Source organism: Devosia sp. (genome assembly GCF_035944845.1).
GTDB lineage: Bacteria > Pseudomonadota > Alphaproteobacteria > Rhizobiales > Devosiaceae > Devosia_A.
The window spans coordinates 1-22781 of record NZ_DASZAW010000011.1 but is presented as its reverse complement, the minus strand read 5'-3'; the positions used below and the strand labels follow the sequence as shown (position 1 = coordinate 22781).

Annotated in this window: 26 protein-coding genes; 13 read left to right on the top strand and 13 right to left on the bottom strand. The window is 65.0% G+C overall.

The window, feature by feature from the left end; all coding sequences use genetic code 11:
* Nucleotides 1–783, bottom strand: a complete 783-nt coding sequence (locus tag VGV07_RS01995) for a helix-turn-helix transcriptional regulator (protein ID WP_326867012.1) — start codon at nucleotides 781–783, stop codon at nucleotides 1–3.
* Between the two features lie 133 nt (nucleotides 784–916).
* Here VGV07_RS01995 and VGV07_RS01990 point away from each other — a divergent pair, with 133 nt between their 5' ends.
* Entirely contained in the window at nucleotides 917–1693 is a 777-nt protein-coding gene (locus VGV07_RS01990; protein WP_326867011.1) for a phytanoyl-CoA dioxygenase family protein, read from the top strand.
* 381 nt (nucleotides 1694–2074) lie between these two features.
* Here the strand turns inward: VGV07_RS01990 and VGV07_RS01985 are convergent, their stop codons facing one another.
* Complete coding sequence (locus tag VGV07_RS01985; protein ID WP_326867010.1) at nucleotides 2075–2569, bottom strand: N-acetyltransferase; 495 nt, start codon at nucleotides 2567–2569, stop codon at nucleotides 2075–2077.
* A 274-nt stretch (nucleotides 2570–2843) separates the two neighbouring features.
* On the opposite strand from VGV07_RS01985, the gene VGV07_RS01980 reads away from it, so the two are divergent.
* Both VGV07_RS01980 and VGV07_RS01975 read left to right on the top strand, forming a co-directional pair.
* Entirely contained in the window at nucleotides 2844–4118 is a 1275-nt protein-coding gene (locus VGV07_RS01980) for an O-acetylhomoserine aminocarboxypropyltransferase/cysteine synthase family protein (protein WP_326867009.1), read from the top strand.
* Nucleotides 4119–4231: 113 nt separating this feature from the next.
* Nucleotides 4232–4705: a group III truncated hemoglobin gene (locus tag VGV07_RS01975; protein ID WP_326867008.1), complete on the top strand. Its 474-nt coding sequence runs from the start codon at nucleotides 4232–4234 to the stop codon at nucleotides 4703–4705.
* A gap of 229 nt (nucleotides 4706–4934) precedes the next feature.
* On the opposite strand, the gene VGV07_RS01970 is transcribed toward VGV07_RS01975, so the two are convergent.
* From VGV07_RS01970 to VGV07_RS01960, 3 genes are all read right to left on the bottom strand, one after another.
* Nucleotides 4935–5951 carry a hypothetical protein gene (locus tag VGV07_RS01970; protein ID WP_326867007.1) on the bottom strand — a complete coding sequence of 339 codons (1017 nt, stop codon included), beginning with the start codon at nucleotides 5949–5951 and terminating at the stop codon, nucleotides 4935–4937.
* A gap of 150 nt (nucleotides 5952–6101) precedes the next feature.
* Complete coding sequence (locus VGV07_RS01965) at nucleotides 6102–6896, bottom strand: phosphodiesterase (RefSeq protein WP_326867006.1); 795 nt, start codon at nucleotides 6894–6896, stop codon at nucleotides 6102–6104.
* Between the two features lie 6 nt (nucleotides 6897–6902).
* Nucleotides 6903–8756: a nucleoside-diphosphate sugar epimerase/dehydratase gene (locus tag VGV07_RS01960; RefSeq protein ID WP_326867005.1), complete on the bottom strand. Its 1854-nt coding sequence runs from the start codon at nucleotides 8754–8756 to the stop codon at nucleotides 6903–6905.
* Between the two features lie 125 nt (nucleotides 8757–8881).
* On the opposite strand from VGV07_RS01960, the gene VGV07_RS01955 reads away from it, so the two are divergent.
* From VGV07_RS01955 to lptB, 4 genes are read left to right on the top strand one after another with little or no spacing between them, the layout of a single operon-like run.
* Nucleotides 8882–9496, top strand: a complete 615-nt coding sequence (locus VGV07_RS01955) for a ribonuclease D (RefSeq protein WP_326867004.1) — start codon at nucleotides 8882–8884, stop codon at nucleotides 9494–9496.
* Nucleotides 9496–10134, top strand: a complete 639-nt coding sequence (lptC, locus tag VGV07_RS01950) for an LPS export ABC transporter periplasmic protein LptC (protein ID WP_326867003.1) — start codon at nucleotides 9496–9498, stop codon at nucleotides 10132–10134. Before VGV07_RS01955 ends, lptC begins: the two co-directional genes overlap by 1 nt.
* Nucleotides 10131–10586, top strand: a complete 456-nt coding sequence (gene lptA, locus VGV07_RS01945) for a lipopolysaccharide transport periplasmic protein LptA (RefSeq protein ID WP_326867002.1) — start codon at nucleotides 10131–10133, stop codon at nucleotides 10584–10586. The genes lptC and lptA overlap by 4 nt, the downstream gene beginning before the upstream one ends.
* Nucleotides 10583–11350, top strand: coding sequence for an LPS export ABC transporter ATP-binding protein (gene lptB / locus VGV07_RS01940; protein ID WP_326867001.1), 768 nt, complete (start codon nucleotides 10583–10585; stop codon nucleotides 11348–11350). Before lptA ends, lptB begins: the two co-directional genes overlap by 4 nt.
* Nucleotides 11351–11354: 4 nt before the next feature.
* On the opposite strand, the gene VGV07_RS01935 is transcribed toward lptB, so the two are convergent.
* Complete coding sequence (locus VGV07_RS01935) at nucleotides 11355–12113, bottom strand: alpha/beta hydrolase family protein (protein ID WP_326867000.1); 759 nt, start codon at nucleotides 12111–12113, stop codon at nucleotides 11355–11357.
* Nucleotides 12114–12291: 178 nt separating this feature from the next.
* Between VGV07_RS01935 and rpoN the strand changes: the two genes are divergently transcribed.
* From rpoN to VGV07_RS01920, 3 genes are all read left to right on the top strand, one after another.
* Nucleotides 12292–13800, top strand: coding sequence for an RNA polymerase factor sigma-54 (gene rpoN, locus VGV07_RS01930; protein WP_326866999.1), 1509 nt, complete (start codon nucleotides 12292–12294; stop codon nucleotides 13798–13800).
* Nucleotides 13801–13961: 161 nt separating this feature from the next.
* On the top strand, nucleotides 13962–14531 hold the full coding sequence (locus VGV07_RS01925) for an HPF/RaiA family ribosome-associated protein (protein WP_326866998.1): 570 nt from the start codon (nucleotides 13962–13964) through the stop codon (nucleotides 14529–14531).
* A gap of 48 nt (nucleotides 14532–14579) precedes the next feature.
* The gene (locus VGV07_RS01920; RefSeq protein ID WP_326866997.1) at nucleotides 14580–15047 is read left to right on the top strand and encodes a PTS sugar transporter subunit IIA; all 468 of its coding nucleotides are present in this window, start codon (nucleotides 14580–14582) and stop codon (nucleotides 15045–15047) included.
* Nucleotides 15048–15341: 294 nt separating this feature from the next.
* On the opposite strand, the gene VGV07_RS01915 is transcribed toward VGV07_RS01920, so the two are convergent.
* Nucleotides 15342–15614, bottom strand: a complete 273-nt coding sequence (locus tag VGV07_RS01915; RefSeq protein WP_326866996.1) for a DUF1150 family protein — start codon at nucleotides 15612–15614, stop codon at nucleotides 15342–15344.
* A 15-nt stretch (nucleotides 15615–15629) separates the two neighbouring features.
* Complete coding sequence (locus tag VGV07_RS01910; RefSeq protein WP_326866995.1) at nucleotides 15630–16049, bottom strand: Hsp20 family protein; 420 nt, start codon at nucleotides 16047–16049, stop codon at nucleotides 15630–15632.
* 125 nt (nucleotides 16050–16174) lie between these two features.
* Here VGV07_RS01910 and VGV07_RS01905 point away from each other — a divergent pair, with 125 nt between their 5' ends.
* Nucleotides 16175–17041, top strand: a complete 867-nt coding sequence (locus VGV07_RS01905; protein WP_326866994.1) for a glycosyltransferase family A protein — start codon at nucleotides 16175–16177, stop codon at nucleotides 17039–17041.
* Nucleotides 17042–17184: 143 nt separating this feature from the next.
* Here the strand turns inward: VGV07_RS01905 and VGV07_RS01900 are convergent, their stop codons facing one another.
* The 5 genes from VGV07_RS01900 to VGV07_RS01880 form a co-directional block, all read right to left on the bottom strand.
* A complete protein-coding gene (locus VGV07_RS01900) occupies nucleotides 17185–18078 on the bottom strand; it encodes a ribokinase (RefSeq protein ID WP_326866993.1) in 894 nt (297 codons plus the stop codon).
* Entirely contained in the window at nucleotides 18075–18593 is a 519-nt protein-coding gene (locus VGV07_RS01895; protein ID WP_326866992.1) for a DUF1697 domain-containing protein, read from the bottom strand. Before VGV07_RS01895 ends, VGV07_RS01900 begins: the two co-directional genes overlap by 4 nt.
* A gap of 178 nt (nucleotides 18594–18771) precedes the next feature.
* Nucleotides 18772–19380, bottom strand: coding sequence for a YdeI/OmpD-associated family protein (locus VGV07_RS01890; RefSeq protein ID WP_326866991.1), 609 nt, complete (start codon nucleotides 19378–19380; stop codon nucleotides 18772–18774).
* Nucleotides 19380–20207: an arylamine N-acetyltransferase gene (locus tag VGV07_RS01885; protein WP_326866990.1), complete on the bottom strand. Its 828-nt coding sequence runs from the start codon at nucleotides 20205–20207 to the stop codon at nucleotides 19380–19382. The genes VGV07_RS01890 and VGV07_RS01885 overlap by 1 nt, the downstream gene beginning before the upstream one ends.
* A gap of 287 nt (nucleotides 20208–20494) precedes the next feature.
* Nucleotides 20495–21157 carry a L,D-transpeptidase gene (locus VGV07_RS01880; protein WP_326866989.1) on the bottom strand — a complete coding sequence of 221 codons (663 nt, stop codon included), beginning with the start codon at nucleotides 21155–21157 and terminating at the stop codon, nucleotides 20495–20497.
* Between the two features lie 221 nt (nucleotides 21158–21378).
* Here VGV07_RS01880 and VGV07_RS01875 point away from each other — a divergent pair, with 221 nt between their 5' ends.
* Both VGV07_RS01875 and VGV07_RS01870 read left to right on the top strand, forming a co-directional pair.
* On the top strand, nucleotides 21379–22050 hold the full coding sequence (locus VGV07_RS01875) for an amino acid ABC transporter permease (protein ID WP_069907678.1): 672 nt from the start codon (nucleotides 21379–21381) through the stop codon (nucleotides 22048–22050).
* Nucleotides 22050–22721, top strand: coding sequence for an amino acid ABC transporter permease (locus VGV07_RS01870; protein WP_326866988.1), 672 nt, complete (start codon nucleotides 22050–22052; stop codon nucleotides 22719–22721). The genes VGV07_RS01875 and VGV07_RS01870 overlap by 1 nt, the downstream gene beginning before the upstream one ends.
* The last annotated feature ends 60 nt before the right edge of the window (nucleotides 22722–22781 follow it).

Here is a 22781-nt window from a genome sequence, read left to right as displayed (position 1 = left end):
TCAGGCGAAAGGGTTGGACCAGTGGCGGTACTGGCCGGGGGTCTTGCCGCGCCGCTTGCGGAAGGCGGCGGCGAGGGTCGCGGCATGGCCGTAGCCGACTTCGGCGGCGATGGCGGCCAGCGACTTGTCGGTCGATACCAGCAGCTCCTCGGCGCGGGTGAGGCGCAGCTCCCTGAGGTGCTCGCCTGCCGAGGTGTGCCGCGCCTTGCGGTGCATGGCGCGCAGCGCGCTCTCGGAAACGCCGAGCAAACCCGCCACATCGGCAAGGGTGCGCATGCGATGGAGGTTCTGCCCGGCCTGGGTCCAGGCAATGGTCAGCCGGTCCTCGTCGGCAGTCGGCGTGCCGGGAGCGCCGGTGAGGTCGAACCCGTCGAGCAGGCTCAGCAGCAGGCGCTTGCGGCGCGGCAGGTCGTCGGGGCGGTTGCGGCGAGCGAGGTGCATGGCGAGGCGGATGAGGTTCTGCAGGTGCAGCGCTTCGTCCGGGTTGGGCAGGACATAGCCCGGCCCCGTACTCTCCCCGGCCATGGTGAAGTGGCAGATCGAAGCGGTGGCGAAGGCGCCGAGCGTGGCGCCCTGGAACTGGGTGCGCGGCAGGATCAGCACACCCGCCGGCGCCACCAGCCGGAGTTTTGCGCCAAGCTCGGGAAAGCTGATGGCAACGCGCCCCTCGTGCACCCAGAACAGATCGTGGAACGGCCATTGCACGGGTCCGATCGGCATGCGGCGGTTGATCCGACCAAAACGGTGGTCGCGCAGCTCGAGCTCAGCGGTGTCACAGGACATGACGCCTCGCCAGTAGTGGTTGGCGGCGGCAATCGGATTTCCTAACGGGCTGCCGTTCCGCGGCGGTGACGGGCCGGCGGCGTTGGCCTTTCATGCCTCGACGCCGCGATATCCGCAGATGGAGGAGAGCCGAATGAGTGCTGCGATGAACCTGCCGCATGACAAGCTGAAACAAGACTTCGACCGGGATGGCTATGTCGCGTTCCGGCCGCTGTTCGACGCGGCCCGCATGGCCGAGATCAACCGCGAGCTCGACCGGTTCCTCGTCGAATGCGTGCCGCAGATGTCGGAGACCGAGGTCTACTACGAGGACAAGGCCAACCGCTCGACGGTCAAGCAGATGATGTACCTCGAAAAATACGACAGCTACTTCAAGGCGCTGCTCAGCGACGGGGTGATCAAGGAGTTGGCCGAGACGGTGCTGGGTGAGGAGGCGGTAGCCCAGAACATGGAGTATTTCAACAAGCCGCCGGGGATCGGCAAGCAGACGCCGCCGCACCAGGATGGCTATTATTTCAAGATCGCGCCGCCCAAGGCGATCACCGGCTGGCTGGCGCTGGAGCCGGTCGACGACGAGAATGGGTGCCTGCAATATGTGCGCGGCTCGCATGCCTTCGAAGGCTGGCGCCCGCATGGGCGCTCCGAGATTCTCGGCTTCTCGCAGGGGATCACCGATTTCGGCACCGAGCATGACGTCGCCAACACGGTGGCGCAGCCTGGCCCTGCCGGAATGCTGCTGATGCACGACTGCAAGACGGTGCACTGGGCGAGCCCCAACCGCTCGCCGACCCGGTCGCGGCGCGCCCTGGGCTTCGTCTATTTCGGAGTGAGCGCCAAGGCCGACGAAGAAATGAAGCGGGCCTACCAGGCCAAGCTCGACGCCGAGCTGAAGGCCGCCAACAAGATCTGACGGCAAGACCGGATGGTGCGGCAGAAGCCGTGCCATCCGCCCCGCTCTGTGCGCCTCGATCGTCAACCCCTGCTCGGTCGCGCCTTGCGCGCAACCGCCCCTCCGCACCGCATCGGCGCAGAGTATGTTACTATAATAACATGGTTGGATGGTCAAACGGCGCTGGATCAATCCGAGCGAAGCTCACGCGCGCCAAGTTGAATGAGAGGCTCTGTCACAGATATTCCCCCACCCACGGTGTCACCCCGGCGCAGTCCGGGGCCCATCCCGAGATGGTGAGGGGCTCGTGCAAGAGCCGTCACACCTCAGGACGGGTCCCGGCCTCCGCCGGGATGACATCGCGTTTGGGGCGCTGCCGGTGACAAGTTCCCGTTACGGAGGTCACACCTCGAAGCCGGGCGCAAATCTCAGTTCGCCCTGCGGCGGCGGGCCGGACAGCACCAGCCGCTGCACGTAGCGGCGATCGAGATCGCCATAGGCCAACAGACCATCGCTCTCGAAGCCGACGCGGCCATAGATATCGGGGTTGCCGATCAGCGCCACACCGGCAGCGCCTCGTTGGCGCAGCAGCTCCAACCCGCGCGCGATCAGCGCCTTGCCGATGCCCTGGCGTTGCCGATCGGCGCGCACGGCAATCGGCCCAAGCCCGAACCAGCCGCCATGCACCCCACCGATGGTGACCGGCGAAAAGGCGATGTGACCGACGATCGTGCCCTCCTCCTCGGCCACCAGCGACAGGGTCAGGTCGCCGGCGGTGCGCAGCGCCCGGATGATCGGGGCTTCGGTGCCACTGCTGAACGGCATCGGCTCGAATGCAACGCGGGTCAACTCATCGATCGCCGCGTCGTCTGCCGGACGTTCAGTTCGGATCTGCATGTCGACCTCAAGAGATAATGGGGGGTAGTTGCGCGGCCTTGCCTCGCAGCCGGTGCGGTGGGGTCAGACTACACCAGGCCAGAGCGATTTTTCTGAATGAGTCCCGGTCGATGATTGTCGCGCTTTCGAACCGGAAAAGGCTGCAACTTTTCCTGAAAGCGCTCCGGATACGCAATGCCCATCCGTTCGGACGGGGTCCCTCCCCCACCCGGGTCATGATACGGATACCGGTCCGCTGGCTCGCCCAGCGGTTCATTGCTTGAAAGGACAAGAAGTGAAGCTCGAATCCATCGCGCTCCATCATGGCTACAAGGCGGAGGAAACCACCAAGGCGGCGGCGGTCCCGATCTACCAGACCACCTCGTACACCTTCGACAACACCCAGCACGGCGCGGACCTGTTCAACCTCGCGGTCCCCGGCAATATCTATACCCGCATCATGAACCCGACGACGGCGGTGCTCGAGCAGCGCGTCGCCGAGATGGAAGGCGGCATTGCCGGCCTTTGCGTCGCTTCGGGCATGGCGGCCATCACCTATTCGATCCAGGCGATTGCGGGGGTCGGCGACAACATCGTCTCGATCAGCCAGCTCTATGGCGGCACCTATAACCTGTTCATGCACTCGTTCCCGCGCCAGGGCATCGAGGTGCGGATGGCCGACCAGGGCGATTTCGAGGGGATCGAGAAGCTCATCGACAAGAACACCAAGGCGGTGTTCTGCGAATCGATCGGCAACCCGGCCGGCAATGTCGTCGACATCCAGCGGCTCAGCGAGATCGCGCATCGCCACGGCGTGCCGGTGATCGTCGACAACACGGTGGCGACGCCCTACCTGTGCAAGCCGTTCGAATTCGGCGCCGATATCGTGGTCCACGCGCTGACCAAGTATATCGGCGGGCACGGCAATTCGATCGGCGGCATCATCGTCGATTCCGGCAAGTTCGACTGGAAGGCCAACAAGGAGCGCTTCCCGATCCTCAACGAGCCCGACCCGTCCTACCATGGCGTGGTCTATACCGAGGCGCTGGGGCCGGCGGCCTATATCGGGCGCTGCCGCGTGGTGCCGCTGCGCAATACCGGCGCGGCCCTGTCGCCGCACAACGCCTTCCTGTTCCTCATGGGTCTCGAAACGCTCGGTCTCAGGATGGAGCGGCATTGCGAGAATGCCGAAAAGCTGGCGGCCTGGCTGAAGCAGCACCCCAAGATCAACTGGGTGAACTACGCCCAGCTGCCGGACAGCAAGTACCATGCGACGGCGAAAAAGATCACCAAGGGCAAGGCCTCGGGCATCATCAGCTTCGGCATCAAGGGCGGCGCCGCAGCCGGTTCGCAGTTCATCGATGCGCTGCAGATGATCCTCAGGCTGGTGAATATCGGCGATGCAAAGTCGCTGGCCTGCCACCCGGCCTCGACCACGCACCGCCAGCTCGGGCCGGAGGAACTGGCGAAGGCCGGCGTCTCGGAAGACCTGGTGCGCATCTCGGTCGGCATCGAGCACATCGACGACATCATCGCCGACGTCGAGCAGGCGCTCGCAAAGGTCGCCTGACCAACCTACATGCTCGATTGACGCGCTTTCGAACCGGAAAGGCCTGCGACTTTTCCTGAAAGCTATGTACCGCCGGCGCTTAGGTGCGCCGGCGGCTTCCGAAAGGCCATCACGTGACTGTTCCAGAAGGCCCTCGCCTCCACCCCACCGGCCGGCTGATTCCGGCCGACCTCGACGAGGCCATGGTGACTGCCGTGGTCGAGAGCTTCTACGGCAAGGCGCGGCGCGACGAGGTGATCGGGCCGGTGTTCAACCGGGTGATCCCGGAAGCCGACTGGCCGGCGCATCTCAAGACCATCGCCGACTTCTGGAGTTCGATGCTGCTCGGCAGCGGCCGCTATTACGGCCGCCCGATGCCCAAGCACATCGCCATCCCGGAGCTTTCCGACCGGCATTTCGCGCGCTGGCTGAAGCTGTTTCGGGAGACGGCGGAGGAGCTCTGCCCGCCAGACGTTGCGGCATTGTTCGTCGAACGGGCCGAACGCATCGGCTACAATTTCCGGCTGCGCATCGCACAGTTCCGCGGGCACGATCTCGAGCAGGTGAAGCCGATCCGGGCCGGCGACGAAGCACCGGAGCAGGCCTGAGCGCCTGCCGGTTCTGGCGGGGAGCACTAGTCCTCGATTACGCCCAACCATGCCGAGAGGCATCGGTGCGCCGTGCGCCACCCGAAAGCGCTCAGGATGGGCCCCAGCCTTCGCCGGGGTGACACCGGGATTGGGGGGAGATTCGGGGTGCCCTCAACGCTGGCCGAGGTAAACAAAAGAACGCCCCGCGCGGTTAGCGCGGGGCTTGATGGCTGCGACCGATCCTGGCTCAGGCGCCGAAGAAGGTCGAGGGCAGGATGCCGATCAGGGTGCTGAACGAGCGCACCACGTCGAGCGGCACGTTGGTGCCGGTCAGGCTGCCGGACGCCTCTACCTTCATCGGAGTGGTGATCTTTTCGCCGTCGACGGTGACGGTGACGTTGTTGGAGTTCTTCATGATGATCGAGCCGGTGATGCCGTCGACCGAAGCGAACAGGTCGGCGTTCTCATCGGTGGTGGCAAACAGCGCGTCGTCACCCACCAGCTCCGTCGACGGCAGCGTCAGGGTCAGGTCGTACTGGGTCTGGCCTTCGACGCCGGCGGTGTCGGTGAACGGCATGTTGCCCTTCAGCTCGTAGACCTTGCCGCCGCAATCGGCCGACAGCGACATGAACCAGGAATAGGTCTGGTAGGCGAAGACCATGTTGCCCGACCAGGTGCAGCCCTTATCGGACGGCAGGCCGGCCGAGGGGATGAACAGCCGGTTGAGATCGACGGTGTCGACGGCGCTGTTGATCGGACCGGAACTGTCGCCGGTGATCTTCTTGAGCACCGACTGGGTAAGCCCGGCGGCGCCGCTCGAGGAGAGTTCAGGCTTCAAGTTCAGCGAGCCGGCAAACTGCTTGGTGTCCGGCGCCACCTTGCCGACGGCGAGGTAGTTGATCGACAGCGTCCGGGCGTCGGTGCTGCCGTCGGCAGTGACGGTGTACTGGCCCAGATACTGGGTGCGCGGCAGCGCCTGCTTGTTGGACGGGTTGATGATCGAGCCGTTGCCACCAATGGCGCAGGCCTTGTCGCTACGCACGATCAGCAGTTCGGTACGGCCGGCGGTGCAGTCGACGGTGAGGTTGGTCACCACCTGCGCGTCGGAAAGCGTGACGGCGAAATGATCCTGCTTGGAGGTATCCTTCAGCGTCGGCATGTCGGCGATCGTGGCAAAGGTGACTACCGCCGGAGGCGGTGTCTGGGCGGCAGCGCCGGCGACCAGGCCAAGCAATACAAAGCCGGCGAGTGCAATTCGTTTCATGGCAATTCTCCCTAGGAGTCACAGGGGCTTGGAGCCGAATGCGGGTGCCGGCGGAGCCCCAAGCCCACCGTCCACGCTGATCAGCAATAAGTGATCAGCCGCGCTTGAATGCCTGATGAATGGCGCAGTCAGCTGCCGCTCAAGTGGCGCTCAGAAGAACGGCAATGGGCCGGTGCCGGGGTTGATCGGCAGGTAGTGGGTGACGAGGCCGGTGCCGCTGTACTGATGCAGCAGCAAGGCCGGCGGCTCGACGAAGGAGGCCGGCTCGGCATCTGGAGCAAGTCGCAGGGCGATGGCCGTCGTGGTGCTCGGGGCGGTGAGCAGCAAGCTGCCGCCGAAGCGACGTGAGATGTGGCGATGGACGTGGCCGCAGAGCACGCGCTCCACCGCCGGGTAGCGCGCGACGATCGCCGCCAGCCGGTCACCGTGGAAGCAGCGATAGGCATCGATGAAGCCGATGCCGGTTTCAATGGGCGGCTGATGCAGCATGATGAGCGTCGGCCGCTCGGGCTCGGCAGCGAGTGTCGCCTCCAGCCACGCGGCAGCGCCCTCGTCGAAATCGCCGTGATGCTGGCCCGGCACGCTGATATCGAGCCCGATGACCCGGACCGGACCGATGCTGCCGGCAGCGAAATGCAGCGGGCCGCTGGCCGGCAGGTAGCCAAGATCGCCGAAAGCGGCGCGGAACGCCTCGCGTTCATCGTGGTTACCGGGAATGGCCAGCACCGGCTGACGGATGCCGGCCAACAGCTGCCGCGCCAGCCGGTATTCAGCCGGCGCCGCGTGTTCGGTCAAGTCGCCGGTGAGCAGCACCAGGTCGGGCGCGGGAACGAGCGCGCCGAGACGCCGGATGGCCGCCTCGAACATGGCGTTGGAATCGACCAGCCCCTGATAGAGCGTGCCGGGAGCGCACAGGTGTGGGTCGGAAAGCTGCGCGATCAGCACGGCCGGTCAGACCTTCACGTAGTCGAACAGCACGCGGCGCAGCTCGGCCTCGTCCTCGGCCTCGAGTGCGGCACCGAGTGCCGCAAGGGCCGGCTGCAGGTCGTCGGTCTGGCGGGCGCCGGGGGGCGAGCGGAGGATCTTGGGCTGCGTGGTGCGCAGGGCGTTGGCCGGATCGAAGAACAGCTCTTCGGTCAGCTTCTCGCCCGGGCGGGCACCGGTTTCCTTGATGGCAATATCGCCCTTGGGATTGTCGTCGGATTTGACCGACAGGCCGGCCAGCCGAATCATGTTTTCAGCGAGGTCGCGGATCTTCACCGGCTCGCCCATCTCGAGCAGGAAGATGTCGCCGCCTTCGGCCATGGCGCCGGCCTGCACGATCAGTTCGGCCGCCTCGTGAATCGACATGAAATAGCGGGTCATGCGGCTGTCGGTGAGAGTGACCGGACCGCCGGCAGCGATCTGCTCGCGGAACAGCGGCACCACCGAGCCATTGGAGCCAAGTACGTTGCCGAAACGCACCGAGCAATAGCGCAGGCCGCTGCCCTTGCCGTAGTGGCGGACGATCAGTTCGGCCCAACGCTTGGTCGCGCCCATGACGCTCGAGGGCCGCACCGCCTTGTCGGAGGAGATCAGGACGAAGCGCTCGACTCCCGCGGCGACCGCCGCCTCGACCAGGGTGCGGGTTCCCACGACGTTGTTGCGCACACCCTCGAGCGCGTTGGCTTCAACCAGCGGCACATGCTTGTGCGCCGCAGCGTGGAAGATCACCTCGACGCCCTGGTCCCGCAGCGTGCGGCGAACCAGCGGGGAATCGGCGATCGAGCCGAGCACCGGGACGATTTCGACCTGCGCCAGCGTGCGCAGGTGCCGATCGATCTCATAGAGCGCGAACTCGTTCGCCTCGAGCAGCACCAGCTTTTTGGGGCGGCGCAGGACAATCAGCCGGGTGAGCTCGGAGCCGATCGAGCCGCCGGCACCGGTGACGAGGATCACCCTTCCCGAGAGGATGTCGTCCATCAGCTCGTCATTGGCCGGCACGGCCGAGCGCCCCAGCAGATCGTCGATATCGATCTCGCGCAGCTGGCTGATCAGATATTTGCCCGAGACGAGGTCGGCGATCGCCGGCAGCGCGCGGATCTTGATGGGGTGATGGCTGAGTTCGGTGACGATCTGGGCGCGGCGCGTGGCGTCGGCAGAGGGGATCGAGAGGATCACTTCGCCGACGCCCCGATTCCTGATCAGTTCGCCGAGTTTGTTCGGCGGGTCGACGCGGATACCGGCGACATCGCGCCCCCACAGGCCCTGGTCGTCATCGATAAAGGCGACGACGTAGCTGGCGCGATGTGCCCGCAGCGCCTCGGCGAGCTGGGTACCGGCCGACCCGGCACCATAGATCACTACGCCGCCGCCATGGCCGACAGTCCGTTCAGGCAGCCAGAGCAATGCCTTGGCGAGGAAGCGCGAGCCGGCAACCACCACGGTGCCGAAGATGAAGTAGAACAGCGGCACGGTGCGCGGGAAGATCGCCAGCCGTGTCGCCTCGGCGAGAAACAGCGCGAATACCCAGAGGAGCGTCGCGAGGATCATCGCCTGGATGATGGTCCACAGCGCCCGCTCCGGCAGGTAGCGGATCACGGCGCGATAGAGCCCGAGCCGGATGAAGACCGGGATGGCGACGACCGGCGCCAGCAGCATCAGGGCGATGTGCGACATGGTCGGGGTAAAGTTGCCGCCCAACCGGACAGCAAAGCTCAACCACAGCACACCAAGCAGCGCGAGGGTGTCGAAGCCGATCAGGATGGCTTGCTTCCAGCGACGCGGCAGTCCGCTCAGCCCGTCGCGGACCGTGTTCAAAGTCATAAAGAAATCCACCCGCCGGGAGCCGCGTGGCCTGCAGCCCCCGGTTTTGTAACGATGCCGGCCGGTCTTTCCAACGCCTTTATGCTATGGCATCACAGCCCAAATCGCCGAACCAGGATTTCGACATGACGATCAGACTGCACCGGGGCGACCTGCCCGACCTCTCGCGCTATGGCCGTGAGGTGGCGATCGACACCGAGACCATGGGTCTCGATCCGCGGCGCGACCGGCTTTGCGTCGTACAGCTCTCCCCCGGTGACGGCAGCGCCGACGTGGTGCAGATCCCGCAGGACCTGAAGGAAGCGCCGAACCTCACCAAGCTCCTCGGCGACCCCGCGGTCACCAAGATCTTCCACTATGCGCGTTTCGACATGGCGGTGCTGAAGCACCGCTTCGGTATCGTCACCGGTCCGGTCTACTGTACCAAGATCGCCAGCAAGCTGGTGCGCACCTATACCGACCGGCATGGGCTCAAGGACCTGGCGCGCGAGCTGCTCAACATCGACATGTCCAAGCAGCAGCAGAGTTCGGACTGGGGCGCCGAGAAGATCTCGGAGGCGCAGCTCGACTACGCCGCCTCGGACGTCCTCTACCTGCACGACCTGAAGCGCCATCTCGATCGCATGCTCAGGCGCGAAGGCCGGACCGAGCTGGCGCAGGCCTGCTTCGAGTTCCTCAAGCACCGGATCGACCTCGACCTGATGGGCTGGGACGAGACCGACATCTTCGCGCATAGCTGATGGCGACGTTCGCCGCCCCGATCGACGATCGCGCCGCGCTCTACGCACGACTCAATCGTCGCAACCGGCTGGTCGGCCTGTTGCGCTGGTTGGTGCCGGCGGGTGGGGTGCTGGTGTTCGCGGTGCTGCTGGCGATGATCGTCGTCGACAATCTCGGCCAGCGCTTCGGCTATTCCAACATCCGGATCGATCGCGACAAACTGGTGGTGGAAACGCCGCGCCTCACCTCCACCGGCGATGACGGCACGCTCTACGCGCTGTCGGCGCGGGCAGCCAAGGTGGCGCCGACGCAGAACGACCTGATCGACATGGAGGACGCGGTGTTCACCATGACGCCGCCGGAGGGCGCGGCGATGCAGGCCGAAGCGGTGGAGGCGCAGTTCCAGACCAATGACCAGTTGCTCCATGTGCCGGGTACCGCCCATGTCACCAGTTCCGAAGGACTCGACGGCACGCTGGAAGGCGTGTTCGCCGACCTGATGGACTGGAAGATGGTAGCCAACGGCCATGTGGACATCACCATGCCGAGCGGCTCGCGAGTCGTCTCGGACGGTATGACCTATGATCGCGAAACCGGCATCTACACGTTCAAGAACGCCAAGGTGACGCTGAACTCGACCCCGGGGGAAACCGAATGAAGCTGCTCGTCCCCTTGGTGTTCAGTGTCATGGCGCTGGTGGCGGCGCCGGCCATTGCGGCCGAGCCGGTGAACGTTTCGGCCGACGACTTCACCATCGACCAGAACAACAATAATGCCACCTTCAGCGGCAATGTGGTGATCACCCGCACCGGGCTCAAACTGTGGGCCGACAAGGTAGTGGTGATCTATGGCAGCGGCGGGCAGAGCGACATCGACAGCCTCACGGCCACCGGCAACGTACGGATCAAGACCGACAGCCAGGATGCGACGGGCGCCAAGGCGACGTTCGATCCGGACACCCTGATCCTCAGGCTCAGCGGCAATGTCACGGTGGTCAACGCGCAGGGCAAGCTGAACGGGCCGGATCTGACCATCAACCTCAAGACCAACAGCTCGGTATTCAAGGGCAATGAAGGAGGCCGGGTAACCGGCGTCTTCACCCCGCAATGAACGAAGCGGCGACAGGCAAAGCCACGGCGGCGGTCGACCAGACCGGCTGGCTGGTGGCGCACGGGCTCAACAAGAGCTTCGGCAAGCGCACGGTGGTCGAGAATGTCAGCCTCGCGGTGCGGCGCGGCGAGGCGGTGGGCCTGCTCGGACCGAACGGCGCCGGCAAGACCACGGTCTTCACCATGATCATGGGGCTGGTGAAGCCGGACAAGGGCAAGATCCTCGTCGACGGGCGGCCGATCACCAACCTGCCGCTGTTCCAGCGCGGGCGGCTGGGCATCGGCTACCTGCCGCAGGAAAGCTCGATCTTTCGCGGTCTCAGCGTCGAGGGCAATATCCTTGCGGTGCTCGAGGGGCATGTGCCGAAAAAGGCCGAGCGACGGGTGCGGGTCGGCGAGCTGCTGGCCGAATTCGGCATCGCCCATATTGCCAAATCCAATGCGCTGGCGCTGTCGGGTGGCGAGCGGCGACGCGTCGAGATCGCCCGGGCCGTCGCGACCGACCCGCTGTTCATGCTGCTTGACGAGCCGTTTGCCGGCGTCGATCCGATCGCGGTCAGCGAAGTGAAGATGCTGGTCAAGCACCTCACCCGCCGTGGCATCGGCGTCTTGATCACCGACCATTCGGTGCGCGAGACGCTGTCGCTGGTCGACCGTGCCTACGTGATCCACGAAGGGCACGTGATGATCCAGGGCAAACCTGAAGTGATCGCCGCCGACCCCGAGGCACGACGGGTATACCTGGGCGATACGTTCGAGGTTTGACGGGTCAGCCGAGGTTTCGCTCGAAGAAGCCGATCAGGTGCTCGTGGTGTTCGTTCTCGGCGTCACTTCCCGGCAGGTGATCCTGGTCCTCATAGAAATGCACTTCCGGGCGGCGGCCGTGCCGATGCAGGCGTTCGGCCAGCCGCCGCGTCATCTCCACCGACCACACCCGGTCGGCAGTGCCATGACTGAGGAAGAGCGGGCCGGCGTAGCGCTCGATCTCGATCGGCGTGGTCGGCAGCAGCTCATCCGACGAGCCCTTCCAGCTCCAGGCGCGATGGCCCGGATCCCACGACTGCCAGCCGGGATCACCAGCGTCGCGCCACGAGCAGCTATCGAAGCTGCCGCAGATCACATCGGGTGGGCTATGGGCAGCGATGGCGTCGGGCATGCCCGGGTCCCCGTCACGTGCCATCAGCGAGCCAAGCAACAGGGCGTGCTCGGCACCGCGCGAGACACCATAGAGCCCAAGCCCCGACCCGGCAGGGGCGAAGGCGCGCAGAGCCGCCATTGCCGCGACGGTGCGATCGAGCGACACGTCGATGATGTTGCCGGCGTTCCAGGCATTGCCACCCTTCGAGTAGCCGAAGGGAAAGGCGAGGAAGCCATGAGCGGCGAGGATCGCGGCGTTGCGGTGGCTCCATCCCGACCACGGGCCTTCCGAGCCATGGAGCAGCAGGACAGCCGGAAATGGGCCCTCGCCTGGCGGTCCATAGGTCGTGCCCCAATCCGGCAGCAGCCGTCTGACGATCTTGAGTGGCACCGGACTCTCCTTATGGCTCACCATCGACTACCGCCGGCTCGGATACAACCGGTGGCGCGGGAAATGCGCTTAACCACTCTTGGCACGGTTCTTGCCCGCCATTCTTGCCCTAGCGGCGTCAATCATGCATGGATGGCGCCGGGAAGCCTCATTCGGTTGCCTTAGGGGAAACGCGCGCATGGCCTTGTCGCCACGGCTTGAGGTTCGTCAGAGCCAGGGCCTGACGCTCACGCCGCAATTGATGCAGTCGATCCGGCTGCTGCAACTCAGCCACCTCGAGCTCAACAGCTTCGTCGAGGCCGAGCTGCTGCGCAATCCGCTGCTCGAACGCGAGGACGGGGCAGAGCCGGCCGACGAGGCGGCGGAAGCGCCGGAGCGTCCGGCAGAACTGAACGCTGCCGAGGACACGGTCGACTTTTCCGATCGCATCCAATCGGCCGACTCGATCGCCAATGGCTATGACACCGAGGTCGAGAACGTCTTCCCCGACCAGTCGGCGCCGGAACGGCTGACCGACTCGACGCAGTGGAACGAGCGGAGCGGCGGTGATGGCGAGGCCGCCGATATCGACCAGTTCGTCGCGGCGCGACCGACGCTGAGCGATCACCTCGCCGCGCAGGCGGGGCTGATCACCGCCGATCCGGCGGAACGGCTGATCGCGCAGTTCCTGATCGACAGTCTCAGCGAGGCCGGCTACCTCGCCGTCGAGCTCGACACCGTAGCCGAGCAGCTCGGGGCCCCCGTCGCAACCATCGAGGCGGTACTGTTGAAACTGCAGGGCTGCGATCCCGTCGGGGTGTTCGCCCGCGACGTGCGCGAGTGCCTGGCGCTGCAGCTGAGGGAGAAAGACCGGCTCGACCCGCTGATGCTGCGCCTGCTCGATAATCTCGAGCTGATCGCCCAGCACGACCTGACGGCCCTCGGCCGCGCCGTGGGCGCCGATCGCGAGGATCTGCTCGACATGCTGGCCGAGTTGCGCCAGCTCGACCCCCGCCCCGGTCGCGCCTTCGAGGCAGGGCCGGTGGAATCGGTGGTGCCGGACGTGTTCGTGCGACCGGGACCCGGCGGCGAGTGGCAGATCGAGCTCAATGCCGACGTGCTGCCGCGCGTGCTGGTCAACCGCACCTATTATGCCTCGGTGACCAAGAAGACCCGCGGCACCACGGAGAAGAGCTTTCTCACCGATTGCCTCGCCACCGCCAACTGGCTGGCCAAGAGCCTCGACCAGCGGGCGCAGACCATCCTCAAGGTCACTGCCGAAATCGTGAAGCAGCAGGATGGCTTCCTGGTGCACGGCATCACGCATCTCAAACCGATGACGCTGAAGGCGGTGGCGGACGCCATCGAAATGCACGAGTCGACGGTCAGCCGCGTCACCTCGAACAAGTACGTGTCGACACCACGCGGGCTGTTCGAGATGAAGTATTTCTTCACCACGGCGCTCGGCTCATCGACCGGCGAAGGCGACCACTCGGCCGAGGCGGTGCGCCATCGGATCAAGCAGATCATCGACGCCGAGCAGCCGGCCGACATCCTCTCGGACGATACCATTGCCGAAATGCTGCAAAAGGAGCGGGGGATCGAAGTGGCGCGCCGCACTGTGGCGAAATACCGCGAAGGGATGAACATCCCGTCCTCGGTGATCCGGCGGCGCCAGAAGCGCGCTTTGGTCGCGGCGGGACGATAGCGCTTCGGCACGGTGCCTGTCGACACCTCGCATGTGAACCCAATGCCGATCCGCGCATTGCTCCCCGGGGAGGGGCGGACTAGACTCCCCTCACCGGGGTGACCACATCTCTTGGTGGCGGCCATTCCGGCCGGCTACACTAATGAGAAAGAAGGACCTCCATGACACTGCGCGTCTCAGGAAAAAACATGGATGTCGGCGATGCGCTGCGGATCAAGGCGCAGGGCCATTTCGACACGGTGGTGAAGAAGTATTTCGACGGCAACTATACCGGCCATCTGACGCTCGAGCCCGAGGGCTCGGGGTTCAACGCCCAGTGCATGGTGCATCTCGATTCCGGCGCCGTGCTGCAATCGAGCTCCTATGGCGGGGATGCGCTCTCTGCCTATCAGGGCATGGCCGACACGATCGAGAAACGGCTGCGCCGCTATAACCGCAAGCTCAAGGCGCATCGGCGTGGTGCCAATGGCGCCGCCGAGGAAGCACCGTCCTATGTGCTCGCCGCTCCCGGCGAGGATGACGAGCTCCTGGAGGACTACTCGCCGCCGGTCATTGCCGAGGCCACCTCGAGCCTAAGGCAGATGTCTGTGGGCGAAGCGGTGATGCAGCTTGATTTGACCCAGGCGGAAGTGGTCGTATTCCGGCATGCTGGACATGGTGGCCTAAATGTGGTCTACCGCCGCGCCGACGGCAATATTGGCTGGATCGATCCGGCCCTCAAGCCGAACTAGGGCTCCGGAAAAGCTTGCACTTTCCGCATCCACGATGGGAAATTCTTGATGGAATTGGCTGACATCCTCTCGGAGGACTCGGTGATTGTTTGCTCGGAGAGCAAGACCAAACTGGACGTGTTGCACAGGCTGGCCGAGCAGGCTGCAAAGATCACCGGACAGGACGCTGCGACCATCTTTGAAGCCGTGAACGATCGTGAACAGCTGGGCTCCACCGGGCTGGGCAACGGCATTGCCATCCCGCACGGCAAGTTCGCCGGGCTGAACGGGGTGACGGCGTTGTTCGCCAAGCTCGATACGCCGGTGGAGTTCGAAGCAGTGGACGACCAGCCGGTCGACCTGGTGATGCTGCTGCTCGCGCCGATGGGCGCGGGCGCCGACCACCTCAAAGCGCTGGCCCGGGTGGCACGGATCCTGAGAACCGATTCCGTGGTGGCGCGACTGCGCCGCTCGGGCGATGCCGACGAACTCTACGGCATCCTGACGCAGCCGCTGGAAGCCACGCGGGCGGCGTGACCTCAGACTATTGTGATTGTTGAGGGCCTTCTCCCGTCCGGGAGAGGGCCATCAGCGTTCTGTGGGACTGAGTTCGGACCGCTCTTCATCCTCGATGTCACCCCGGCGAAGGCCGGGGGCCATCCTGAGGGCTCTCGATTTGTCCCTGCTCGCCCGCGTCTCTCGGCACACATCGCGCCTGATCTCGACAGCGCGCACGACCATGCACCTCGGCCCACCGCGGCATCTCAGGATGGGCCCCGGCCTTCGCCGGGGTGACACCGTGGGTTGGGCAAGCTTGAGTGCCCCAGGGCGTTAGTGCAGCGTGACAATGCCGAAGGACTTGTCGCTCAGCCATTCGGCGACGGCTTCCTCGCTGTCTCCGACCATCAACGGCGAGCCGTCGGCCGAGACCACGATGTGGAAGTCGGAGTCTTCGTGGAATTCGCTGTCGGGCAGGATCGGACCCATGTCCGCGCCCTTGACGTGCTTGACGTAAACCACTGCATTGCCGCCGAGCGCCATGAACTGGGCCGGCGTCAGGTTCCGCAGGGGATTGTCGATCTGCTGTTCTCTATTCTCTTGCACTTCATGTTCCCCTTTCTAGGCAGAACGGATCTCGATACGGCGGGCGATCTTTTCGGCTCTCGGACGAACAACTGCGATCATCAGCATGCCGTTCCGTAACATTGCGTCCTTGACCACCATGCCGTCGGCGAGGAGGAAGTTTCGCTGGAACTGCCGCGCGGCGATGCCGCGATGCAGGTAGTTTCGGCTGGCGTCGTCTTTCTGTCGGCCGCGGACCAGCAGCTGGTTGTCTTCCACAGTCACCTCGAGGTCGGCCTCTGCGAACCCCGCGACGGCGATGGAAATCAGAAAGGTCTCCGCGCCCTCGGCATCGAGCGAGCGCTCGATATTGTAGGGCGGGTAGCCGTCGGCGGCTTTGCTCAACCGATCGATACGTTCCTCGAACGCATCGAAGCCGAGCAGGAAGGGCGCCGAAAACATGGAGACGCGCGACATCCGTATCGTCCTTGTTCCAAGCAACGGTGTGGAGCGGCCCGAGTTTCAGTGGCGCCGTTCCATGCGCGTGATATGGGTCTGGGACCCTTCCCAATCAAGACCGCCGCGCGGCGGGGAGCAGGACTTTGACCGACAGCACGGTGGCGGTGGTGATCCCGGCCTACAAGGCCGAAGGCTTCATCAAGGAGGCGGTCCGCAGCGTGTTCGCGCAGACCCACGCCGACTGGGAAGCCTGGGTCGTCACCGATGACGGCGAGGATTATGACGAGTTGCTGGGCCGCGCCGGCCTCGTCGATCCGCGTTTCCATTTCCTCAGTACGGGCCGGGTCGGCGCCGGGGCATCGCGAGCCCGCAACCTGGCGCTCGACCGGATCAACACCCCCTATGTGGCGATCCTCGATGCCGACGACCGGATGAAGCCGCGAAAGCTCGAACTGGCGGTCGCGGCGCTGGCCGACCAGCCGATCGTGTCATCGGCCCTCGACGTGATGGACGATGGCTACAGCCACCTTCGTTTCGTTGGCGACGGCAAGGACCGGGTGCTGCAGCCGGGCGCCTACAAGTTCGTCAACCTGTCGATGGATTCGATGATCGTCTGGGATCGGCGGCGCTGCGACGCGCGCTACGATCTCGAACTCACCAACATGACCGACCTCGAACTGTTGATGCAGTTGTGGCGCACCGCCGGCGGCGTCCACCATCTGGGCACGCCGCAGCACGATTATCTCAAGGTCTCGACCTCGATGAGCAATGGCGTGGGCTTCACCGAGAAGATGATCGCCTCGAAAAAGGCCCTGCTCGGACGGCTCGAAACCGGGGCCTACCGTTTCGCCGCAGCCGGCGCGGCGGAGGGGCTGATCGCATTTCTCGGCTTGTCACTGGCCGCGGAGGCCGCCTATCCGATGGCGCTGCAAGAGAAGCCGGGGGTGCTGTTCGAGGATCACCTCGAACCGATGCTGAGGGCGTATGAGGCGCGGATGAAGCTGGACTGAGTTCGACTCATTGAACTGCCCCTCACCCGGCGCTTCGCGCCACCCTCTCCCTCAAGGGGAGAGGGAAAGTTGGGGCGAGATCGCGCCGCATCGCCCCTCTCCCCTTGAGGGAGAGGGTGCCCGAAGGGCGGCTGAGGGGCAGTTCAGCGCAGCGCCGCCTCGACGTCCCTCAGATACGGCACCGCCGGCTGCGCGCCGGGCTTCAGCACGGCGAGGCTCGCCGCCACCGCGGCGCGGCGCATGGCTGCTTCGAGATCCAGGCCGCCATCGAGGCCGGCGGCGAGGTAGCCGCAGAAAGTGTCGCCGGCGCCGACCGTGTCCACCGGATCGACCTTCATGGCGGGGACGGCAAAGCTGCCGGTGGGCGTCGCGGCGCGCGCCCCGTCGGGGCCGAGGGTGACGATCACCGTCTGGTTCTGCGATTTCGCCCAATCGGTCATCGCCGCATCGAGCCTGTCGACGCCGGCGCCGGTCAGCAGTTCAAACTCGGTTTCGTTGGCGATGACGATCGAGGCCCGCTCGGCCACCGCTTTGGTGGTCTTGAGGAATGGCGCGGTGTTGAGGATCGAGATGACGCCCTGGGCCTTGGCCAGCTCCAGCGCCCGTTCGGTCGCGGCCTGCGGGATCTCCTGCTGCAGCATCAGCACCGAGCCGATGCCGAGCCCTTTGAGCGCCGCGTCGGCGTCAGCCTGGCCCATGGTGCCGTTGGCACCGGGGAGGATGGCGATGACGTTCTCGCCGGCCTCGTCGACGAAGATCATGGCGATGCCGGTGGCCCCTTCGACGATGCGCACATGGCTGAGATCGACGCCGTCGGCACGCAGCAGTTTCAACGCCTCATCGGCAAAGCTGTCGGTGCCGGCAGCGGCGAACATGCGGACCTCGGCGCCGGCGCGGCGGGCGGCCAGCGCCTGGTTGGCGCCCTTGCCGCCGGCGGCCATCGAGAACTGGTGCCCCGGTACGGTCTCGCCGGGCTTCGGGATGCGGCTGACGGTGCCGATCAGATCGAGATTGGTGGAGCCGAGGACAGTGATCAATTGAGGACCTTGGGGATGGTGTTCCAGTTGCGCATCGTAGCGACCGCGCCCTTGTCCAACTGCCGGTCGAACTTGTCCAGCCCCGGCCCGTGCCGACCGTCGGGTTGGCGATAGCCGACGAGGTAGATTTCTCGCGCCTCGACCCGCACAACGTCATAGTCGTCGGGGATGCCAGTATAGCTCGCGCCCCTGGGCAGCGGCCTGTCGAACAGCATCACGTAGCGATGGAAGTTGCCCTCGTCGGGATACCCGGCGAAAGGCTTTGCCGCCAGCATCGCCTCGATCTCGACGCCGGAGCGCATCACTGCCTCGGAAAACCAGCCCCAGCGTTTTTCGATCGCCGCTTCCAGTTCGGCCTTCGGGTCGTGCGGGCACTCGAAGCGGACATTGCCGCTGGCGAGGATGGTCTTGATGCCGGTATAGCCGAGTTCGGCGCAGAGCGCCTTCAATTCAGCCATCTTCATCTGGCGCTTGCCGACATTGACGGCGCGCAGGAACGCCACCCAGACGGTCATTCGAACACCGGACTGGGCAGTCGACTCCCTCCCCCTTGCGGGGAGGGATCAAGGGTGGGGGGCGCCACAGATGGGGAGCGTGCTTCGCCCCCCACCCCAGCTCCGCCAAGTCGCTCTGCTCCTGGCTGCGCCACCCTCCCCGCGAGGGGGAGGGCTTCCCGACTGCAAGGATTGCGGGTCACTTCTGCTTTCCCTGCGGATAGATGGTCTCGCCGCGCTTCAGCATTTCCACGAAGCTCTCGATCTTCTTTTGGCGGCCAGCCTCAGTCTTGAGGTTATGGACGCGGAAGGCGAGCGCGAAACGGTTCTGCTCGGTGAGCTTGCCGAGCATTTCCCTGGCCGCGGGTTCCGCATCGATCGCGGCCTGGAAATCGTCGGGGATCTTCAGGTCCTTGCCGGCGCCGTAGGCGCGATCCCAGCGGCCATCGGCCTTGGCGGCCTCGACATGCTTCATGCCGTGCTCGGTCATCCTGCCGGATTTGACCAGCCGGGCGACGTTGTCGACGTTGATCTTGCTCCAGATGCTCTTCCGGCCGCGCCGGGTGTAGCGCTGCAGGAAGCTCTTGTCGTCAAACCCCTTGCGGACGGCATCGATCCAGCCCCAGCAGAGGATGACATCGATCGCTTCCTTCGCGGTGATCGAAGGCAAGCCGGAGCCGACCTTGTGGATCTTGATCCACACCTCGTCCCACTGTTCGCTGTCGTGGTGCTGGCTCAACCAATCGTAGAAGGCCTGCTCGTCCCTGAATTCGAGCACCTTGGCGGGGTCGACATAGACCGGCGCCATCAGTCGGGCTCGCGATCGATGATTTTCTGCAGCGCTGGCTCCAGCCGCTCGTCATTGGGGAGTTGCAGCCCGAAAGTACCGGTGAGCAGTTCGCGCAACTCGGCGACCGAGTTGATCAACCGCCCTTCGCTCGGCGCACCGACGGTGTGGATGTTGAGCTTTCTATTGAGCAGCGCGACGCGCCGGGTCTTTTCGATCCGGGCGACGAGCAGGTTCTGGGTGAAGAACGGCGAGGAATCGGCCTCATCGTTCAGCTTGGCCAGTTCGTCCATGCTGCGCTCGGTGCGCTCGAAGCTGTAGAGCGGGTGCCAGGCGCCCTCGATCTCGATCTCCACCTGCCAGGTGCCATCGGTTTCGAGCAGACGATAGGTATCGAGCGGGGTGGCCTGGGGTGTGTCGGCGCGCAGCCGCAACGGCGCCGTTGCGGTCTGGCCGCCGAAACCGACATCGGCAAGATAGGTGATGCCGGCGACCTCGACAGTCAGCACCAGATGGCGCAGCGGCGGTTCCTCCCCCTCGGCGAGGCCCCACAGCACGCGGGCGCCATGCATCTTCACCTCGAAATCGAGTTCCTCGAGCATCGCCTTGAACAACAGGTTGTGCTCGAAGCAATAGCCGCCGCGGCGATCGAACAGCAGCTTCTGCTGCAGGTTGGCGAGGTCGAGCCGAACCGGCGCGCCGATCAGCGGATCGAGGTTCTCGTAAGGAATCGCTGCCGGATGCATCTGATGCAACTGGCTCAGCGTCTCCAGCGAAGGAGCGATCGAGCCGGCAAAGCCGATGCGCTCGAACCAGGCATCGATATTGGCCTTTGATGCCACGGACATCCCCACCGCTGATTCCGGGAGGGCCATAATGCTGAGCCGAACGGCATTTGTCACCCCGGCGTGCGAGGGCCTGCCCGGAAGGGTAGGTGGGGCACTTCAGATGCTCCACCCACCGGCGTCATCCCTGCGAAAGCAGGGACCCATCTCACCGCCAGCACCCGTTGATAGTTGGGTCCCAGCTTTCGCTGGGATGACACCGAGTTTGGGGGACTGGCACAGCGTCGGTTCGCTTACTCGGCGCCACTCTCACCAGGCCCAACGCGGCGTGTCGAGAGGAGGATAACCGATCAGCCGGTGACGATCACCCGGGTGCCGGTGGGGACGCGGCTGTAGAGATCGATGATGTCCTGGTTGATCAGGCGGATGCAGCCCGAGGAGACCGACTGGCCGATGGTGTAGGGCTCGAGCGTGCCGTGCAGGCGGAAATGCGTGTCCTTGCCGTTGCGGTAGAGATAGAGCGCGCGCGGGCCGAGCGGGTTCTTGAGGCCGGGCTCGAGCCCGGCGGCAACCGGACCGTATTTTTCCGGCTGGGTCTTGATCATGTTGGCGGTGGGGGTCCAGCGCGGCCATTCGGCCTTGCGGGCGATCACCGCCGAGCCGCGGAAATTGAGCCCCTCCTCGCGCCCGACGCCGACGCCATAGCGCATGGCGCGGCCACCCGACTGCACCAGGTAGAGGAAGCGCTCGGAGGTGTTGACGACGATGGTGCCGGGCTTTTCGCGGCCGGCATAATCGACTTCCTGGCGCCAGAACTGCTGCGGGATCTTGCGGATGTCGATACCCGGAACCGGGAACGGCTCGTTGGTCTTCATCGAGTAGTAGCTGGCCCAGGGCTCATCGACCTGAATCACATTCGCTCGGCTGGCGCTGAGGTTGCGCTTGCCGGTGGAGGAACAGGCGCTGAGCGCCAGGGCGGCGCCCCCGATAAGGAACAGACGACGGGTGGTCAAAACAGGTCTCGCAACAAGAGTGGCAATATCAGGGTGTCTACCAGCAAAAAGCGTGGCCACTTGTCGAGTGCAATGCAGTCACACTTGGCAGCCAATGCCGATCACGGCGACGTGTGTGCGATTGCGCACGCCCCATCAAGCGCCGAATAGGTCTGAGAGGCTGCTTGACATTGCCAAACTGTCACATAAAGTGAAACCGGTTTCACTCGGCGGGAGGGCACGTGCGGCTCGATCTCACCATTCTCATTCCGCATCTCGGCTTTCTGGCCGAGGGGGCGCTATTGACGCTCGAAGCCTGCGCCCTGGCGCTCATCGGCAGCGTCATCCTCGGCATGCTGGTCGCCATCGCGCGCACCTCGTCGAGCAAGTGGATCAGCCGGCTGGCCTTCCTCTATGTCGACCTGTTCCGCAATATCCCGTTCATCGTGCAGCTGTTCTTCTTCTATTACGGCCTGCCCGAGATCGGCATCTATATCGACGCCTTCACCACCGGGGTGGTGGCGCTGTCGATCGCCGGCGGCGCCTATGCGTCCGATGCGATCCGCGCCGGCATCCTCGCCATCGATAACGGCATCCTCGAAGCAGCCGAGGTCAGCGGGCTATCGAAGCGCGTCACCTTCACCCGCATCGTCTTGCCGATTGCGCTGCGCACCTCGGTGCGGCCGCTCGGCTCGGTGCTGATCAACATGATCCTCACCTCGTCGATCCTGTCGACCATCACGCTCAACGAATTGACCGGGCAGGCCAAGATCGTCGCCTCCGACACCTTCCGGCCGTTCGAAGTCTATGTGGTGCTGCTGGTGGTCTATGCGGCGCTGACCTACCTGGTGTCGCTCGGCATCACCCTCTTGCACCGCCGCCTCAACCGCGATCTCCAGGAACAGGTGAGCTGATGCGTTTCGCCGAGTTCACCCCTTACGACATCGTGCTGCTGCTGCAGGGCCTCGGGGTCACTGTGGGGCTGTTCCTCATCACCTCGCTGATCGGGCTGGTGGTCGGCGTGCTGTGGGGCGTGGTGCGGTTCTACCGCATCCCCGTGCTGATGCAGGTCGTCACCTTCGTCTCCGAGATCCTGAAAAACTCGCCGGTGCTGGTGCAGCTGTTCCTGGTGTTCTTCGGCTTTCCGGCGTTCTTCCACGTCAACGTGACGCCGGTGCAGGCGGCGATCGTGACGCTCTCGGCCAATACGGCGGCATTCGTCTACGTCATCGCGGTGTCGTCGATCGAATCGATCGGCCGGGACCAGGTCGAGGCGGCACGGGTGTTCGGGCTCAGCCGCTGGCAGGTGCTGCGCCACGTGATCGCGCCGCAGGCCGCGGCGTTCTCGATCGGGCCGCTGACAGCGCTCCTGGTCAACCAGCTGCAGGTCACCTCGCTGATCTCGGTCATCGGCGTGCTCGACCTCGCCAAGATCGGCGCCACGCTCAACTTGCGGACGCTGAAGCCGTTCATCGTGTGGACGGCGGTCGGCATCCTCTACTACCTCGCCGCCAAGGCGGTCGCCTCGCTGGGCGCCTGGGCCGAAAAACGTCTGCGGGCGCACAGCGCCTTCCGGGGCCTCTGAAGCATGCTGAAAGTCGAAAACGTCAAGAAGGCCTTTGGCCCGGTCACCGTCCTCGACGGG

Bases quoted from the DNA above. Each gene is read 5' to 3' on its own strand.
- VGV07_RS01960 (WP_326867005.1), bottom strand. From the start codon at position 8,756: ATGACTTTGAACACGGTCCGCGACGGGCTGAGCGGACTGCCGCGTCGC.
- lptB (WP_326867001.1), top strand. From the start codon at position 10,583: ATGAACGAAGCGGCGACAGGCAAAGCCACGGCGGCGGTCGACCAGACC.
- VGV07_RS01955 (WP_326867004.1), top strand. From the start codon at position 8,882: ATGACGATCAGACTGCACCGGGGCGACCTGCCCGACCTCTCGCGCTAT.
- VGV07_RS01995 (WP_326867012.1), bottom strand. From the start codon at position 783: ATGTCCTGTGACACCGCTGAGCTCGAGCTGCGCGACCACCGTTTTGGT.
- VGV07_RS01885 (WP_326866990.1), bottom strand. From the start codon at position 20,207: ATGTCCGTGGCATCAAAGGCCAATATCGATGCCTGGTTCGAGCGCATC.
- VGV07_RS01985 (WP_326867010.1), bottom strand. From the start codon at position 2,569: ATGCAGATCCGAACTGAACGTCCGGCAGACGACGCGGCGATCGATGAG.
- VGV07_RS01870 (WP_326866988.1), top strand. From the start codon at position 22,050: ATGCGTTTCGCCGAGTTCACCCCTTACGACATCGTGCTGCTGCTGCAG.
- lptC (WP_326867003.1), top strand. From the start codon at position 9,496: ATGGCGACGTTCGCCGCCCCGATCGACGATCGCGCCGCGCTCTACGCA.
- VGV07_RS01920 (WP_326866997.1), top strand. From the start codon at position 14,580: ATGGAATTGGCTGACATCCTCTCGGAGGACTCGGTGATTGTTTGCTCG.
- VGV07_RS01895 (WP_326866992.1), bottom strand. From the start codon at position 18,593: ATGACCGTCTGGGTGGCGTTCCTGCGCGCCGTCAATGTCGGCAAGCGC.
- rpoN (WP_326866999.1), top strand. From the start codon at position 12,292: ATGGCCTTGTCGCCACGGCTTGAGGTTCGTCAGAGCCAGGGCCTGACG.
- VGV07_RS01890 (WP_326866991.1), bottom strand. From the start codon at position 19,380: ATGGCGCCGGTCTATGTCGACCCCGCCAAGGTGCTCGAATTCAGGGAC.
- VGV07_RS01970 (WP_326867007.1), bottom strand. From the start codon at position 5,951: ATGAAACGAATTGCACTCGCCGGCTTTGTATTGCTTGGCCTGGTCGCC.
- lptA (WP_326867002.1), top strand. From the start codon at position 10,131: ATGAAGCTGCTCGTCCCCTTGGTGTTCAGTGTCATGGCGCTGGTGGCG.
- VGV07_RS01990 (WP_326867011.1), top strand. From the start codon at position 917: ATGAGTGCTGCGATGAACCTGCCGCATGACAAGCTGAAACAAGACTTC.
- VGV07_RS01910 (WP_326866995.1), bottom strand. From the start codon at position 16,049: ATGTCGCGCGTCTCCATGTTTTCGGCGCCCTTCCTGCTCGGCTTCGAT.
- VGV07_RS01925 (WP_326866998.1), top strand. From the start codon at position 13,962: ATGACACTGCGCGTCTCAGGAAAAAACATGGATGTCGGCGATGCGCTG.